Raw genomic sequence first — 15052 nt, 5'->3', positions numbered from 1 at the left:
CCTCTCGCCCCCGCCCATCGAACACCGAGCCGGGTTCGGGGGCGCTGTGCTGCTCGGGTCCCGTAGCTGGCTCAAGTCAGCGGGATGGTGACGACCGCACGGGCCCCTGATGTCCCCTCGTTGTTGCGCAGCTCGAAGTTCCCACCCATGTCATCCACCAGGGTGCGGACGATCGACAGCCCCAGGCTCTTCGAGCCAACGGCCTGCGGATCGACCAGGCCACGGCCATGGTCAACCACGGCCACCTCAAGCACTTCCCCTGACTCCCCCATCCGCCGCGTCGGCACCACCGTGATCAGGCCCGCCTTGCGCTCCAAACCATGCTCGACGGCGTTCTGGCACAGCTCAGTCATCACCACTGCCAGCGAGGTTGCCCGTGAGGCCGGGATCAGTCCGAAGGAGCCCTGACGCCGGGCTTGCACGCCGACGTCGGCGGCGGCCAGGTCTCCCACCATCCGCAGGATCCGGTCGGCGACATCGTCGAAGGGGACGTCCTCGTCAAAGGTCCGCGCAAGTGTCTCGTGGACGACGGCGATCGCCTGGACGCGGCCCATCGCATCCTTGAGGGCATTGCGCGCCTCCTCGGACTCGATGCGCCGGGCCTGTAGGCGCAGCAGGGCCGCCACTGTCTGGAGGTTGTTCTTCACCCGGTGGTGGATCTCGCGGATCGTCGCATCCTTGGTGACCAGGGCCCGGTCGCGGTGGCGAAGTTCGGTGGAGTCGCGACAGAGCACCATCGTGCCGATCGGGCCCTCCATGCCGGCCAGCGGAATGACGCGTACCCGCATCGAGGCATCGCGGGTCTCGACCTCGAACTCCTGGACGTGGTGGCCGGTCATGTCGCTGACCACCGTCTGCCCGATCTGGGGGTGGGTGGCCTGGATCTCCAGCATCACCTGTCGCAGGTCCTCGCCCTCCATGTCCCCTCCCCAGCCCATGCGACGGAAGGCGGAGATGGCATTGGGTGTCGCATAGGAGATGGTTCCTGACTGGGTGACCAGCACCATCCCGTCCCCAACCTGGGGGGAGGTGGAGGGGTCCGAGGGCGGAGAGACGGGGTAGGTGGCATTCCAGGCCATCACCGAGAGGATGTCGGCGGTCTCCAGGTAGGCGTCCTCCAGGGCGCCGGGGGCACGCACGCCCATGCGGTTGGTGTGCCGCTCGACCACGGCGATGACGCGCTCGCGGCGGATGATCGGGATGGCCCAGACGTCAACCGGGATACCGGACCGCAGCTGGTTGTCGCTGGTCTCGCAGATGCTTTCGGACAGGTAGGCCTCGGTGACCAGGTGTTCGGCGTCATAACTGATGTTGTCACCCACCACGTCCTCCTCCAGGGCGGTGGGGCCGGTGGAGGGTCGGGTCTGGGCGGCGGCCCAGAAGATGGAGTCGTCAGCATCCACCACCCACAGGATCAGGTCGGAGAAGGAGGTGTCGGCCAGCATCTGCCATTCGTTGACAAATCCACGCAGCCACTGCTCATCCGAAGGGTCCAGTGTGGTGTGGTCAAGCATGGCCTGGGACAGCATAGACATGCAGGCCAGTCTAGGGTCGCCCGCGGACGCGACGCGGTTCGCCGGTGATGGGTTTCGCGCACGGCAAGCCCGTCTGGCAGAATGGAGCGTCGTGTCGCAGTCGCGGCACCTCCATCACCGGACACCTGGGAGGCTCCCATGAGCAAGCGTGGACGCAAGCGCAAGGCGCGCAGGAAGAACGGTGCGAACCACGGCAAGCGTCCCAACGCCTGAGCCGTCTCGCCCGAGAACCTGACAGGCCCATTCCCTTCGCGGAATGGGCCTGTTGCTGTTCTCGACGGCGGACGGGTCCTGGGGTCAGGACTCGAAGCGGATGTGGGTCACCTGCACGTGCATGCTGCTGATCTTCGCGCGCAGGTCGCCGGGGCAGGGCGGTGAGGGATTGCAGCGACGGATGAGGCCAGCGATCGCGTTCTCCACTTCGAAGATGTCCAGACAGGACTCGCAGGCAGCCAGGTGCTCGCGGATGACGTCGGCGGTGGTGTCGTCGAGCTCGTGGTGCAGGAACTCCTGGATGCGCGAGAGCGCGTCGAGACAGGCGTGGTGCAGTTCGGGTTCTTCTCCACCGTGGTGGCTGTGAACGTTGTGCAGGGTCATCGCGAAGCCCCCACACTCGCGGCCCCCACACCTGCTGCGGGACCGATGCCCATGCTGGCGGCATGGTCCACCAGCATCTCGCGAAGCTGCTTGCGTCCTCGGTTGATGCGGCTCATCACGGTGCCCATGGGTGTGCCCATGATCTCGGCGATCTCCTTGTAACTGAAACCGTCGACATCAGCCAGGTACACCGCCTCCCGGAAGTCGGGGGAGAGTCGGTTGAGCGCGTCCACGACGACCTGGTCGGGCATCGCGTCAAGGGCCTCGACCTCGGCGGAGCGCAGACCCGTCGAGGAGTGCTCCGCCGCCGAGGCGAGCTGCCAGTCCTCCAGCTCCCCGTCCCCGCCGATCTTGGGCTGGCGCTGGGCCTTGCGGTAGCTGTTGATGTAGGTATTGGTGAGGATGCGGTAGAGCCAGGCCTTGAGGTTGGTGCCCGGCGTGAACTGTTCGAAGGAGGCGTAGGCCTTCGCGTAGGTCTCCTGCACGATGTCCTCGGCATCGGCCGGGTTGCGCGTCATGCGCAGGGCAGCGCCGTACAGCTGGTCGAGGTATTCCATTGCGTCACGCTCGAACCGGGCGGCACGTGCCGCCGGGCTCTCGGTCGCCGGATCGATCTCCACAAGGAGCGAGCCTACCGAATCGTGCAAGGGGTCATCGTTCCGGACCGCGAATCCACCCCGGCGGAGGGGAACGTCCGGCGGTGCACAACAGGTGGTCATGTCGGGGTCAACACCATGGGACGGGGGAGTATTCCCGCCAACCCGCTTCCGGATGCCCTGAACCCATGCCCTGGGCCCATGCCCTCAGCCCAGCGCGAGCACCTCCAGGACCAGGTCGGCGAGCAACTGCCGATGTTCGGCAGCCGAACGTACACGGGCTGCGACCTTCAGGTCATGCGCTGCGGCGTCGACTTCGGTGACGGTGATGCTCTGGCCAGCAGCCGCGCGCACCTCCTCCGGCGTACCGAAGGGGTCACGGGCCCCCTGGATGACATGCACCGGCACGGTGGGCAGGAGCAATTCATCGACACGTGACTTCGACGGCTCACCCGGTGGGTGCAGCGGGAAGGACAGGCAGAGGACCTGGTCGGCGCCCAGTTCGGTGGCCGTACGGCAGGCGACCCTCGCGCCCGCGGAATGGCCACCCAGCACCAGCGGGACCCCCTCCCCCAGGTCCACCTGCTCGCGCAATGCCCGGACGCCTGCCAGCCAGGCCTCGTCCAGCGCGGCGGGCCGGCTGGCGACCTTCTTGCCGGCGACGTGCCAGGGCTGGTCGAAGCGGGCGACGGTGATGCCGTGGGCGGGCAGGAGCTCGGCGCAGGCGACCAGGTCGATACCGTCAATCCCTCCCCCGGCGCCATGACCGAGCAGCAGCACCGCTCTGGGCGTCCTCACAGTGGGTGACATCAGCCAGTGGCCCGGGCCCTGCGGGGTGTCGACCGTCACGAGGGTGTTCATGGACGCTCCTCCTCGAAGGCCAGCGGCTGGATGAGTTCGGGCCCGTCATTGCGGACATTGCTGACCAGACGACTCACTGGGTAGGCGGTCATTTGGCCCGGTGTGGGCACATGTGCCAGCGCCAGCGCGGCCTCGGCGTCGGTGATCGCCGGGTCGAGCCAGGCATCCCAGTGGGCGGATTCCACCTGGACCGGCATCCGATCGTGGATGCGGCCGAGGTCGTCGGTGGCCCCAGTGGTGATGATGGCGCAGCTGCTGAGCCACTCCCCCTGCGGGGACTTCCAGAACTCGTAGATACCGGCCATCGCCATCAGGTCGGTGCCGGTGGGATGGATGAAGAAGGGTTGCTTGGGCGTGCGCCCCCTCGGGCTGTCGCTGCTGGCGCCTCTGCCCTGGTCGGGCGAGGAGTACCACTCGTAGTAGCCATCCGCGGGGATCAGGCATCGCCGCGATCGAAAGGCCTTGCGAAAGCTGGGCTTCTCGGCGACGGTCTCGAGGCGGGCATTGATCATGCGCGCCGAACCGCTCGAGTCCTTCGACCAGCTCGGGACCAACCCCCAGTGCAGGCCGACCAGCTTGCGGACCGGCTTGGCGTCCTCATGGGCACGCTCGACAATGGCTGCCACCTCGTCGGTGGGCGCGATGTTCCACCGCGGCTGGTCCCAGCCGGTGCGCCCGGCAGCAGGGTCGGCCTCGACGACCTCATCCACCTCGAAGACCTCCACCAGCTGGTCCCGGTGGCGGGAGGCCGCATAGCGTCCGCACATGTGACCAATTGTCGCCGACGGCTGCGGATGACGCGCGCACGCGGTAGGAATGGAGCATGAGTCTCATCCGATTTGCCGGCAGGGCCATGCTGGCCAGCTACTTCGTCACCGAGGGCATCAAGGCCGTCACCAAGCCCGACGAGCAGGTCGAGGCCGCCGAACCGATCGCCCGTCGCGTCGTCCCCCTCGCACAAAAGGCCGCGCCTGCGCAGTATGCCGCCTATGTTCCCCAGGAGACCCGCACCCTGGTGCAGGCCACCGGGGTCGCCCAGGTCCTGGGTGGTCTCGCCTTCGCCTTCGGCTTCGGCCGTCGTGCGGGCGCCACTGCCCTGGCCGCGAGCATGCTCCCGCACGTGGGTGCCTCGGTGACCTCCAAGGCCACCAACTCCGAGGAGCGTCGCGCCAACCGGGCCAAGCTGATGCGCAATGTCGCCCTGCTGGGTGCGACGCTGCTCGCCGCCAACGACACCGAGGGCCAGCCCAGCCTCGGCTGGCGTGCCTCGAACGCCTCCCGGCGACTCGCCCGCTCGGCTGACAAGCAGGGCAAGGCCATCTCCAAGGACGCCGAGAAGCTGAACCGCAAGGCCAAGAAGGAACTCAAGAAGGCTCGAAAGCAGATCGGGTCCGCTGTCTCCCACTGATTCCTCGCTAGGGTCTTCTTCCATGAGGACTTTGTCGCAACAGCCATGGTCGGCCCCCTGCGTGGGGGCCGACTTCGTCTGTGATGCCGTCGTCAACGTGCCGGGCTCCAAGTCCGAGACCAACCGGGCTCTGGTGCTCGCCGCCCTGGCAGCGGGTCCGACCAGGATCATGGGCGGGCTGGTCAGCCGGGACTCCGACCTGATGCTGGGGGCTCTGCGGCAGCTGGGCGTGGTCATCGACGACGAGGGGCTCGCGGGGGACGAGAGTGTCTGGCGTGTGACGCCCCCGTCGGAGTTCTGCGTGCCGGCGGCCGCGATCGATTGCGGCCTGGCTGGCACAGTGATGCGTTTCGTGCCTCCGGTGGCTGCGCTCAATGGTGGACGCACGAGCTTCGTCGGCGACCGGCATGCCTCCCAGCGTCCGATGGAGCCGCTGCTGGACGGCCTGGCCCAGCTGGGCGTTGCGCTCGAGGGCGGCGCCACGGGCATCCCGTTCACCCAGGACGCGACCGCAGGCCTGTCCGGGCGTTCGGTGCGCATCGACTCGTCCGGTTCGAGCCAGTTCGTCTCCGCCCTGCTGTTGGTGGCGGCGAGACTTCCCGAAGGGGTGGAACTGACGCACGTTCCTGCTGAGGCCGGGGCAAGCATCCCTTCCCGTCCGCATCTGGACATGACCGTCAGCATGTTGCGGGCACGCGGTGTCGACGTCCAGACCCCCGATGAGAACACCTGGGTCGTGGCACCGGGGCCGATCGCTGCCGTGGACGCGCGGGTGGAGCCTGACCTGACCAGCGCGGCTGTCTTCCTGGCGGCTGCCACCGTCACCCGCGGGACTGTGCGTGTCCCCGGATGGCCGGAGCAGACCACCCAGGGCGGGGCGGCCATCGTGGAGCTGCTGCGCCGGGCCGGTGCGTCGGTGGACCTGGTCGGCGACTCCTTGGAGGTCAACGGAACCGGTGTGCTGAACGCGCTGGGCGAGGTCGACCTGCACGCGTCCAGTGAACTGACCCCCGTGGTGGCTGCCCTGGCGGCCCTGGCCGAGGGGGAGACCCGCATCACCGGCGTGGCGCACATCCGCGGGCACGAAACCGATCGTCTCGCCGCCCTGACCACGGAGCTGGGCCGCATCGGCGTGGAGGTCGAGGAGACCGAGGACGGCCTGGTCATCCGCGGACGAGGGTTCAGGGGGCTGAAGGGCGCGGTGTGGAACTCCTACGCCGACCACCGGATGGCGCACGCCGGCGCCCTGATGGGTTTGCTCGTGGAGGACCTGCGCGTCGACGACATCGCCTGCACCACCAAGACGATGGCCGATTTCCCCGGCCTCTGGCAAGGGATGCTCACGTGAGCGGGGTGGCTCGATGAGGATGCGTGGAATCGCCGGTCGCACCTTCGACGCTGACGACGACCGCACCTTCGACCGACCCAAGCGGCGCACCCGGCCCCGCACCAAGGACCGACCCGACTATTCAGAATTGCCGCTGGGTCGCGTCATCACGGTGGACCGCGGTCGCTTCCGCTGCGCGCTCACCGACGAGGAGGGTGATGCGCTTGATCCGCTGGTGATGGTGACCGCCACGAAGGCCCGCCAGCTCGGGCGCAAGGCCGCCATCGTCGGTGACGGCGTGCGGTTGGACGGCGATGTCTCCGGTGACGAGGGCACCCTGGCGCGCATCGTGGAGGTGCAGGAGCGCACGTCGGTGCTGCGGCGAACCGCTGACGACGACGATCCCTGGGAGCGTCCGATCGTGGCCAATGCGGACCAGCTCATGATCGTCACCGCACTGGCCGACCCCCCGCCGCGAGTCGGCATGATCGACCGAATCCTGGTCGCCGCGTACGAGGCGGGTATCTCCCCCATCCTGTGCCTGACAAAGTCTGACCTGGCCAGCCCTGACGAGTTGCGAGCCGCCTATGAGCCCCTGGACGTGCCGGTCGTGGTGACTGAGCCCGGAGCCGACCTCGAGCCGGTGCGCGAGCTGCTGGACGAGCACGTGACCGTTCTCGTCGGCCATTCGGGAGTGGGCAAGTCAACCCTGGTGAACGCGCTGATCCCGGGCATCGACCGCGCCGTCGGCAATGTCAACGACGTCACCGGACGCGGACGCCACACCTCCACCTCGGCGATTGCGCTGCAGCTGCCCGAGGGTTCCGGCTGGGTCATCGACACTCCTGGCGTTCGGTCCTTCGGGCTTTCGCACGTGAAGCCGGAGACGGTGTTGGCCGCCTTCCCTGACCTCGCCCAGTGGGCCGAGGACTGCCCGCGCGCCTGCCAGCACCGCTCCACGTCCCCTGAATGTGGTCTGGACGCGGCAGTCGCGCGTGGAGACGTCCCGGCCTCGCGGCTGGAGTCCTTCCGCCGCATGGAGAACGCCGGGCGCGAGGAGTGGGAGCGCGAGAAGGAGCGCGACCGCGAAGCTCGCTGACCTCCCTCCCGCCTTCGCCCCACCCTGCCCGACCCGCTCGACTTCCGGTCCTTGCCCGCGCTACTGGGGCAGGTGCTCCCCCGGGCACGGCGTGTCTGCTCCGTTCCCGGGCAGCGGGGAGCGGATACGCTCGGATCATGGCTCCCGACTTCACCGATGACCTGCGCCTGGCCCACGTGCTGGCCGACAATGCCGACTCCATCACGATGAAGCGGTTCAGGGCGCAGGACCTCAGGGTCTCCACGAAGCCGGACATGACCGAGGTCACCGACGCCGATGTCGACGTCGAGGAGGCCCTGCGCGCCACCCTCAAGAAGGCGCGTCCTCGTGATGCGGTGCATGGCGAGGAGGGCGAGGACACCGGGTGGGGACCTCGTCGGTGGATCATCGACCCCATCGACGGCACCCGGAACTTCGTCCGCGGTGTTCCCGTCTGGGCCAGCCTCATCGCCCTCAGCGTCGACGATCGCATCGTCGCCTCCGTCGTCTCCGCGCCTGCCCTGAATCGGCGCTGGTGGGCGCACGAGGGAGCGGGAGCCTGGACCGGCACCACCCTGCTGCGTGGCCAGCAGATCCACGTCTCGAAGGTGGGCAGCGTCGAAGACGCCTCGCTGAGCTACTCCTCGCTGAACGGCTGGATCTCCTCGGGCCGCGGCCAGGGTTTCGTCAACCTCCTGCGAGACTGCTGGCGAACCCGCGCCTACGGCGACTTCTGGAGCTACATGCTGGTCGCCGAGGGAGCTGTGGACTGCGCCATGGAACCTGACCTCGCCCTCCACGACATGGCCGCCCTCGACATCATCGTCCGCGAGGCCGGCGGCCAGTTCACCAACATCGACGGCCATGCCGGCGTCCGTGGACCGGGCGCCATCGCCAGCAACGGCCTGCTCCACGACGAACTCGTCGAACGACTGGCCCCCGAAGCCTGATCCGCGAGGGCCGGCCCGGGTTTCCCCGGACCGGCCCTCCCCCATCGTCAGCTCCAGAGCGGGTGAGCTGGTGCCTCAGGCGAGGAGGGCGAATCCCTCAGCGCGCGCCGCCGGGTTGGTGGACATGGTGTAGACATGCCCGGCACCATCCACCGTGTACGAGGTCAGGACGCCATTGTTCAGACGCACCAGATCTGACCTGCCATCGCCGGAGAGGTCGCCCGGGCCGGCCAGCATCTGCTGGGCCCAGCCATGGCCCACCTGACCAATGCCACGCAGCGCTGCACCGGTTGAGGTGTACCCGAACATCCGCCCCTGGTCGTCGACACCCACCACGTCCCCGTACTTGTCATTGTTCAGGTGGGAGACACCCACGATGAACTTCATCTCGCCCCAGCCATGGCCCACGCGCTGGGCCCGGCGCATGGTGCCGTTCTTGGCGATCGTGTAGAGGTAGAGCTCGTTGGTGGCCGTACGGCCCAGCAGCTCGGGACGCCCGTCCCCGTCGAAGTCGCCGGGAGTGATGATGGCGCTGATGCCATTCCAGCCGTGCCCCACGCGTCCCTTGGTCACCACGCCGCTGCTGGTGCCCCAGTACAGGGTGAGGTTGCCGTCCTTGTCACGGGCAAGGAGGTCTGCGCGGCCATCACCGTTGACATCTCCGGGGCTGCCCATCCAGGTGATGGCTCCCCAGCCCCCGCCACCGATGCGGTAGGGCTCCTTGAGCTCCCCGCTGCGATTGGGGAAGACCCACAGGTAACCAGCCTTCGTACCGAGGACATCCGCGCGGCCGTCGCCGTTCCAGTCCCCGCGCACTCCGCTGGGGGCGGGGGCGTTGGTGTCATTGCGATGCTTGTACACGATCCGAGAGACGCCCTCGATCGTCGTGGTCTGGGTGGCCTGGCTGGTGTTCGCGTGGGTCAGTACAGCGATGGAATAGCTGTTCGGCACGTGGCCGATCGAGTTGACGTGCCAACCATCGGTGCGGGGCAGCCAGCCGTTCTTGATGTAGATCCTGCCCGGGCCCGCCGTCACGCCCCAGCTGGACGCACCGTACATCAGCGACAGCCCGTACTGGCGCATCGAGTCGTTGAGCACCGGGTTGCGTCGCGCGAAGTGGTCGACCAGGACGACCTGGTCGGGGGCATTGGTGACGGTCAACCCCCAGTACCCACCCGGCCCGGGGGTCGTCGAGCGCAGTCCCATCAGCCCGAGCACGCGTCCCATGGCCGGTCCCCCACCGATCGAGTTCCACAGGTTGGACGCCGCCGCGTTGTCCGACTGGCGAATCATCGGCACCAGTTGCGACTTCTCCCACGCGGTCAGTCCACGACCGGCCTCCTGGGCGCGACGCATCACGGTGGCCATGATTCCGACCTTGACGATGCTGGCGGTCACATTGGTGGCGCTGCCGCGGGTACCGACCATGATCGTGCTCGTCCCGGCCTTGCGGTAGGCGACGGTGGTGTTGCCCGGGCGCCCCGCCATGTAGGCGTTCAGTTCCTTCGCATAGGGGAAGCTGGTCACGGGTCCATAGCCGGCCGGGTCATTCGCGAGGGCGGCTGGCTGCACGCGGCGGGTGGACGCCGTGGAGAGCACTCGGGCCTCGTCCACCGTGGCAGTGAAGGTCAGCTGACCATCCACCACGCTGCCCCCACGACCGTGGGGAACCCGGGAGGCAGGCAGCACGGCGTCCAGACGCTTGCCATGAATGGCCTCGCCCGTGCACAGCACGCCGACGCCGGTCGGCTTGACGACCACGGCGGCGCCAGATGCCTCCCGCCCGGTCAGGCCCGGGAGGCCGGTCAGCTGCACCGGACCGGAGCCGATGACTTTGGCCTGGCCACCGCGGGCCAGGTCTCCGGTGACCTCCACGCGAACCTGACCGACGTCATGGCAGAGCAGGGTTGTGGTGCGAGTGGACTCGGCCTTGGCGGTGGGAGCCAGCGAGACGGTGCAGGCTGTCGCGAGGCCGAGTGCGAGCACCCGACGAGTGATGGACATGGGACTCCTTCCGGGGATCCCGGCAGAACCGGGCTGACCCTGCCCAGCCCATCACATCAGGAGGCCAGTACGCGAACCTTCACGGTGGCCTCCAGCTGCCGGATTTCCTGCTCCACGTCGGGGGCCCGATCATGGTCGGCAAGCTGGATGTCGGTGACCGCGTAGCCGAGCTGACCCCTGGTCCCCAGCGTCTGGGAGACGACATTGGCGCCGTGGTCGCTGAAGATCTGGTTCAGGCGTGCCATGACACCGGGAACATTCTTGTGCAGGTGAACCACGCGCACCCCACCGGACTCCCCCGGGCCGACCGGGGGCAGGTTCACGCTCATCAGGGTGGAGCCCGTGGTGACGTAGTCGGCCAGCTTGGTGGCGACGAAGCGGCCGATGTCCTCCTGTGCCTCCTGGGTCGAACCGCCGATGTGAGGGGTGAGGATCACGTTGTCGATGCCCTGCAGTTCGCTGTGGAAGGGGTCCCCGGCGTTCTTGGGCTCGTTCGGGAAGACGTCCACAGCAGCGCCGGCCACATGTCCGCTGCGCAGGGCCCCCACCAGGGCGTGGTGGTCGACGACCACACCGCGGCACAGGTTCAGGAAGATCGATCGCGGCCGCATCATCGCGAACTCGCGGGCACCGAAGAGGTTCTTGTTGCTGGGGCGCCCGTCCACGTGGAGGGAGATCGTTTCGCAGGTGGCGAGCAGCTCCTCCAGGGTGTCGACCCGTCGGGCATTGCCCAGGGCGAGCTTGTCGGCGACGTCGTAGAAGCTGACCCGCATGCCCAGGGCTTCGGCCACGACCGAGAGCTGGGAGCCGATGTTGCCGTAGCCGACGATGCCCAGCGTGCGGCCGCGGACCTCGTGGGCGCCCTTGGCTGACTTGTCCCAGATGCCGGCGTGCATGCTGGCATTGCGATCGGTGAGGCGGCGGGCGAGCACGATGATCTCGGCCATTGCCAGCTCCACCACCGAGCGAGTGTTGCTGTAGGGGGCGTTGAAGGCGGCCACTCCATGCGCCGCGGCCGAGGCCAGGTCGATCTGGTTGGTGCCGATGCAGAAGGCACCCACGGCCCGCAGCGTGTCGCCGCGCGCCTCGAGCACCCGATCGGTCAGGTGGGTGGTCGAGCGGATGCCCAGGACGTCCACTCCCTCCAACGCTTCGATGAGGTCGTCCTCGCCGAGTGCACCGGGACGGGTCTCGACCTCGAAGCCGGCCTCACGCAGCACGCGGACGCCTTCGGAATGGATGTTCTCAAGCAGGAGGGCCTTCACTCGGGCCACTCTAGACCTCGGCGGACGCCGCACCCTCTCCTGTCCGCATGCTTGTCCTCCCGGGCAGCACCGGCATCGCCTGGACCAGCTCACGGGTGTAGGACTGTTGCGGGTTGGCGAAGACCTCGACGGCACCCCCACGCTCGACGATGCGACCCCGCCTCACCACCACCACCTGCTCGCAGACATGTCGGATCACGCCCAGGTCGTGGCTGACCACGATCAGCGTCAGGTCCTGGGAACGCACCAGTCCGGTGAGGGTGTTGAGTACCTGGGCACGCACCGAGACATCCAGTGCGGAGACCGGCTCATCGGCAATCAGTACGCTGGGCTTGGGCGCCAGGGCGCGTGCGATCGCGATGCGCTGGCGCTGCCCCCCGGAGAACTCATGCGGGTAGCGCGAACCCATCTCCGGGTCCAGGCCCACCGCGTCCATCACGTCGTCGAATCGCGCGTGGGCATCGGCGGGAATGTCGGACCGTCCGCGCAGCAGGTGGCTGCGCAGGGGTTCGGTGACGATCCGGCGCACCGTCATGCGCGGGTCCAGGGAGCTGCGGGGGTCCTGGAAGACGACCTGCACCTGGGAACGCAGCACGGGTCGTGCTTCCCGAGACGCCACCGGCTTGCCCCGGAAGAGCACGTGTCCGCGTGTGGGCTGGTCGAGGGCGGTCAGCATCCGGATCAGGGTGGTCTTGCCCGAACCGGACTCCCCCACGATGCCGAGCTGTGTGCCTTCCTCGATGTCGAGGCTGACGTCATCCAGTGCCCGGGTGGTGCGCCCCTCGCGCACGTACTCGCGGCTGACTCCGCGCAGGCTGAACAGGCTCATGCGAAGTCCTCCAGCACGGGCAGGCGTTCGCCGGGGACGACGGCAGCCAGGTCTGCGGTCGCGATCAACCCCCGGGTGTAGGGATGCTGCGGGTCGGTGAGCACCTGCTGAGTGCTGCCCGCTTCGACGACCCGACCGTGGCGCATCACGACCAGGCGGTGGGCCATGCGACTGACGACGGCCAGGTCATGGCTGATGAACAGGCAGGCGGCACCCGACTCAGCCAGCTGGTGGTCGAGGGTGTCGAGGACACGCTTCTGGACCGTCACGTCCAGGGCGGTGGTGGGTTCGTCGCAGATGACAAGCTCTGGGCGGTTGACCAGGGCCATCGCCATCAGGACGCGCTGCCGCTGCCCCCCGGACAGCTGGTGGGGGTAGGAGTCGGCGATACGCTCGGGTTCGGACAGGCCGACCCTGCCCAGCATGCTGACCACCCGCTCCTGGGTGTCCCCCCGCGACATCCGGTGCAGCCGCAACACCTCGGCGACCTGACGGCCCGCCTTCATCGTGGGGTCGAGCGCGGTCAGCGGTTCCTGGAAGACCATGGACAGCTGGGTCCCGCGCAGGCGCGCCAGCCGGCGTTCCGGCATGCCCAGCAATTCGATCCCCTTCCAGCGGACGGATCCACGGGGGCGAGCATTCTCCGGCAGCAGACCCATCACGGCCAGCGCAGTGACCGACTTGCCGGATCCTGACTCGCCGATGACGCCCAGCCGCTCACCAGCCGCCAGGCTCAGGCTGACCTCGTCGACCCCCACGGTGCGCGAACGCCCGAAGGAGACGTGGAGGTCGCGCACCTCCAGCAGCCGCCTGCTCATGAGACCTCCTTGAGGAGGGGGTCGAGTCGGTCCCGCAGGCCATCACCGAGCAGGTTGAATCCCAGGACCGCCATGCCGATGGCCAGCGCCGGCCACACGGTCAATTCGGGGCTGGTGTAGATCGCACGCTGCGCCTCGTTGATCATGCGTCCCCAGGTCGGGGTGGTGGAGGGGGTCGACAGGCCCAGGTAGGACAGTGCGGCCTCGGCCAGGATCGCGGTCGCGAAGCTGACCGACGCCTGGACCCCCAACAGGGGCGCCACATTGGGCAGGATGTGCTGCCAGGCGATCGCCGGCCAGCCGATGCCCGACACCCGGGCGGACGCGACGTAGTCGCGCGTCATGACCTGCATCGTCCCCGCCCGCGTCATGCGGACGAAGACGGGGATCGTCGCAATGCCGATGGCTGCCATCGCGGTGGTGGTCGAGGCCCCCAGGGCGGCTGCCAGCAGGATCGCGAGCAGGAGGGCCGGCAGCGCGTAGAGCATGTCGCTGATCCGCAGCAGTAGCCTGGCCCACCAGCGATCCCCTCCGATACCGATGACCAGGCCGAGCGGGATGCCGACCAGGGCGGCGATGGCCACCGACACCATGCCAACCAGCAGGCAGGTCCGCGCACCCGACATCAACTGGCTGAGGATGTCGATGCCATAGGCATCCGTGCCCAACCAGTGCCGCGAGGACATCGGAGCCAGTCGCTCGGGGGTGACCCGAATCGGGTCAAAGGGCGTCCACACCATGGCGACCAGGGCAGTGAGGACGATCATTCCGACCAGGACCAGCCCTGACCACAGCGTGACCTCCCTGAGCGAACGGCTCATCGGCCACCACCCACCGGATGGCGCAGCCGCGGGTCGAGCAACAGGTAGCAGACCTCCATGAGCGTGTTCATCACCAGCACGGCCGCGACCAGCAGCATGACCACGCCCTGGACCTCGAGCAGGTCGCGGCGCTGCACCGCCTTGAACAGCTCCGACCCGAGACCGGGCAGCACGAAGACCTGTTCGATCACGATCGCCCCCACCAGCAGGCTGACCAACTGCAGGCCCAGGACGGTCACCAGCTGCAGGCCGGCCGGGCGGACACCGTGGCGCAGCACGGCGCCCAGCCGCGTCCACCCCACTGAACGAGCCGTCCGCAGGTAGTCCTCACCGAGGACCTCCACGAAGGCGGAACGGACATAGCGGGTGAACATCGCCCCCTGGACGATGCCCAGCGCCAGCGAGGGCAGGATGAGGTGCCTGGCCCACTGGTAGGGGTCGCGCGAGAGCGGCACGTACCCGTTCGCCGGCAACCAGCGGAGCGTGACGGCGAACAGGGCGGTCAGCAGCAGGCCCGCCAGGAAGGCGGGGATTGCCATGCCCAAGTGGCTCAGGGCATTCACGGCCACACCGTCGACGTGGCGGCGTCGCATGGCCGACCACAGCCCCAGCGGAAGGGCCAGTACCAGCGAGACGATGCTGCCGAACAGGACCAACCACATGGTCACGCCCACGGGCGCCGCGATCAGGTCAACAATGGGCTTCTGGGAGAGTGCCGAGATGCCGAGGTTGCCGGTGGCCAGCCCGCCCAGCCATTCCAGGTAGCGAACCGGCCAGGGTCGGTTCAACCCGAGTTCCTCGCGAAGCTCGGCGATCGCCTCAGGGGTCGCACTGGTGCCCAGGATGACCTGGGCCATGTCGCCGGGCAATGCCTGCAGCAGCAGGAAGACGACCAGCGAACTGGCCACCAGGCTCAGGAGCAGGGTGACCAGTCGGGCAGCAATCCGCCGCAGCAGCGTCACG

16 protein-coding genes are annotated in these 15052 nt (G+C 68.3%); 5 read left to right on the top strand and 11 right to left on the bottom strand.

What is annotated here, in order from left to right; all coding sequences use genetic code 11:
- Positions 1-71: 71 nt before the first annotated feature.
- A complete protein-coding gene (locus tag M3G03_RS07700; protein ID WP_259809103.1) occupies positions 72-1535 on the bottom strand; it encodes a sensor histidine kinase in 1464 nt (487 codons plus the stop codon).
- 138 nt (positions 1536-1673) lie between these two features.
- On the opposite strand from M3G03_RS07700, the gene M3G03_RS12950 reads away from it, so the two are divergent.
- The gene (locus tag M3G03_RS12950; RefSeq protein ID WP_396121923.1) at positions 1674-1748 is read left to right on the top strand and encodes a 50S ribosomal protein bL37; all 75 of its coding nucleotides are present in this window, start codon (positions 1674-1676) and stop codon (positions 1746-1748) included.
- Positions 1749-1832: 84 nt separating this feature from the next.
- On the opposite strand, the gene M3G03_RS07695 is transcribed toward M3G03_RS12950, so the two are convergent.
- The 4 genes from M3G03_RS07695 to M3G03_RS07680 all read right to left on the bottom strand — a co-directional run bounded on the left by M3G03_RS07695 (position 1833) and on the right by M3G03_RS07680 (position 4356).
- The gene (locus M3G03_RS07695) at positions 1833-2132 is read right to left on the bottom strand and encodes a zf-HC2 domain-containing protein (protein WP_259809102.1); all 300 of its coding nucleotides are present in this window, start codon (positions 2130-2132) and stop codon (positions 1833-1835) included.
- Positions 2129-2752 carry a sigma-70 family RNA polymerase sigma factor gene (locus M3G03_RS07690; RefSeq protein ID WP_259809101.1) on the bottom strand — a complete coding sequence of 208 codons (624 nt, stop codon included), beginning with the start codon at positions 2750-2752 and terminating at the stop codon, positions 2129-2131. Before M3G03_RS07690 ends, M3G03_RS07695 begins: the two co-directional genes overlap by 4 nt.
- 183 nt (positions 2753-2935) lie before the next feature.
- Positions 2936-3589: an alpha/beta family hydrolase gene (locus M3G03_RS07685; RefSeq protein ID WP_259809100.1), complete on the bottom strand. Its 654-nt coding sequence runs from the start codon at positions 3587-3589 to the stop codon at positions 2936-2938.
- Positions 3586-4356: an SOS response-associated peptidase gene (locus tag M3G03_RS07680; protein WP_259809099.1), complete on the bottom strand. Its 771-nt coding sequence runs from the start codon at positions 4354-4356 to the stop codon at positions 3586-3588. The genes M3G03_RS07685 and M3G03_RS07680 overlap by 4 nt, the downstream gene beginning before the upstream one ends.
- 56 nt (positions 4357-4412) lie before the next feature.
- Here M3G03_RS07680 and M3G03_RS07675 point away from each other — a divergent pair, with 56 nt between their 5' ends.
- The 4 genes from M3G03_RS07675 to M3G03_RS07660 all read left to right on the top strand — a co-directional run bounded on the left by M3G03_RS07675 (position 4413) and on the right by M3G03_RS07660 (position 8352).
- Positions 4413-4997 carry a DoxX family protein gene (locus tag M3G03_RS07675; protein ID WP_259809098.1) on the top strand — a complete coding sequence of 195 codons (585 nt, stop codon included), beginning with the start codon at positions 4413-4415 and terminating at the stop codon, positions 4995-4997.
- A 22-nt stretch (positions 4998-5019) separates the two neighbouring features.
- Positions 5020-6345: a 3-phosphoshikimate 1-carboxyvinyltransferase gene (gene aroA, locus M3G03_RS07670; protein ID WP_259809097.1), complete on the top strand. Its 1326-nt coding sequence runs from the start codon at positions 5020-5022 to the stop codon at positions 6343-6345.
- Positions 6346-6358: 13 nt separating this feature from the next.
- Positions 6359-7423 carry a ribosome small subunit-dependent GTPase A gene (rsgA, locus tag M3G03_RS07665; protein WP_259809096.1) on the top strand — a complete coding sequence of 355 codons (1065 nt, stop codon included), beginning with the start codon at positions 6359-6361 and terminating at the stop codon, positions 7421-7423.
- Positions 7424-7560: 137 nt separating this feature from the next.
- On the top strand, positions 7561-8352 hold the full coding sequence (locus M3G03_RS07660; protein WP_259809095.1) for an inositol monophosphatase family protein: 792 nt from the start codon (positions 7561-7563) through the stop codon (positions 8350-8352).
- Between the two features lie 75 nt (positions 8353-8427).
- Here the strand turns inward: M3G03_RS07660 and M3G03_RS07655 are convergent, their stop codons facing one another.
- From M3G03_RS07655 to M3G03_RS07630, 6 genes are read right to left on the bottom strand one after another with little or no spacing between them, the layout of a single operon-like run.
- Positions 8428-10356 carry a VCBS repeat-containing protein gene (locus M3G03_RS07655; protein ID WP_259809094.1) on the bottom strand — a complete coding sequence of 643 codons (1929 nt, stop codon included), beginning with the start codon at positions 10354-10356 and terminating at the stop codon, positions 8428-8430.
- Positions 10357-10412: 56 nt separating this feature from the next.
- Positions 10413-11621, bottom strand: coding sequence for a phosphoglycerate dehydrogenase (gene serA, locus M3G03_RS07650; RefSeq protein WP_259809093.1), 1209 nt, complete (start codon positions 11619-11621; stop codon positions 10413-10415).
- 10 nt (positions 11622-11631) lie between these two features.
- Positions 11632-12450 carry an ABC transporter ATP-binding protein gene (locus M3G03_RS07645; RefSeq protein WP_259809092.1) on the bottom strand — a complete coding sequence of 273 codons (819 nt, stop codon included), beginning with the start codon at positions 12448-12450 and terminating at the stop codon, positions 11632-11634.
- Complete coding sequence (locus tag M3G03_RS07640; protein WP_259809091.1) at positions 12447-13268, bottom strand: ABC transporter ATP-binding protein; 822 nt, start codon at positions 13266-13268, stop codon at positions 12447-12449. The genes M3G03_RS07645 and M3G03_RS07640 overlap by 4 nt, the downstream gene beginning before the upstream one ends.
- Positions 13265-14089, bottom strand: coding sequence for an ABC transporter permease (locus M3G03_RS07635; protein WP_259809090.1), 825 nt, complete (start codon positions 14087-14089; stop codon positions 13265-13267). Before M3G03_RS07635 ends, M3G03_RS07640 begins: the two co-directional genes overlap by 4 nt.
- Positions 14086-15051 carry an ABC transporter permease gene (locus M3G03_RS07630; RefSeq protein ID WP_259809089.1) on the bottom strand — a complete coding sequence of 322 codons (966 nt, stop codon included), beginning with the start codon at positions 15049-15051 and terminating at the stop codon, positions 14086-14088. The genes M3G03_RS07635 and M3G03_RS07630 overlap by 4 nt, the downstream gene beginning before the upstream one ends.
- Between the last annotated feature and the right edge of the window lies 1 nt (position 15052).

Origin of the sequence: Aestuariimicrobium sp. p3-SID1156, assembly GCF_025144225.1 — a bacterium.
Classification (GTDB): domain Bacteria; phylum Actinomycetota; class Actinomycetes; order Propionibacteriales; family Propionibacteriaceae; genus Aestuariimicrobium.
This window is presented reverse-complemented; position numbering and strand designations above follow the sequence as displayed.

Excerpts from the sequence above, each read along its gene's own strand:
- M3G03_RS07700 (WP_259809103.1), bottom strand. The coding sequence starts at position 1,535 with ATGTCTATGCTGTCCCAGGCCATGCTTGACCACACCACACTGGACCCT.
- M3G03_RS07695 (WP_259809102.1), bottom strand. The coding sequence starts at position 2,132 with ATGACCCTGCACAACGTTCACAGCCACCACGGTGGAGAAGAACCCGAA.
- M3G03_RS07685 (WP_259809100.1), bottom strand. The coding sequence starts at position 3,589 with ATGAACACCCTCGTGACGGTCGACACCCCGCAGGGCCCGGGCCACTGG.
- M3G03_RS07680 (WP_259809099.1), bottom strand. The coding sequence starts at position 4,356 with ATGTGCGGACGCTATGCGGCCTCCCGCCACCGGGACCAGCTGGTGGAG.
- M3G03_RS07675 (WP_259809098.1), top strand. The coding sequence starts at position 4,413 with ATGAGTCTCATCCGATTTGCCGGCAGGGCCATGCTGGCCAGCTACTTC.
- aroA (WP_259809097.1), top strand. The coding sequence starts at position 5,020 with ATGAGGACTTTGTCGCAACAGCCATGGTCGGCCCCCTGCGTGGGGGCC.
- rsgA (WP_259809096.1), top strand. The coding sequence starts at position 6,359 with ATGAGGATGCGTGGAATCGCCGGTCGCACCTTCGACGCTGACGACGAC.
- M3G03_RS07660 (WP_259809095.1), top strand. The coding sequence starts at position 7,561 with ATGGCTCCCGACTTCACCGATGACCTGCGCCTGGCCCACGTGCTGGCC.
- M3G03_RS07655 (WP_259809094.1), bottom strand. The coding sequence starts at position 10,356 with ATGTCCATCACTCGTCGGGTGCTCGCACTCGGCCTCGCGACAGCCTGC.
- M3G03_RS07645 (WP_259809092.1), bottom strand. The coding sequence starts at position 12,450 with ATGAGCCTGTTCAGCCTGCGCGGAGTCAGCCGCGAGTACGTGCGCGAG.
- M3G03_RS07640 (WP_259809091.1), bottom strand. The coding sequence starts at position 13,268 with ATGAGCAGGCGGCTGCTGGAGGTGCGCGACCTCCACGTCTCCTTCGGG.
- M3G03_RS07635 (WP_259809090.1), bottom strand. The coding sequence starts at position 14,089 with ATGAGCCGTTCGCTCAGGGAGGTCACGCTGTGGTCAGGGCTGGTCCTG.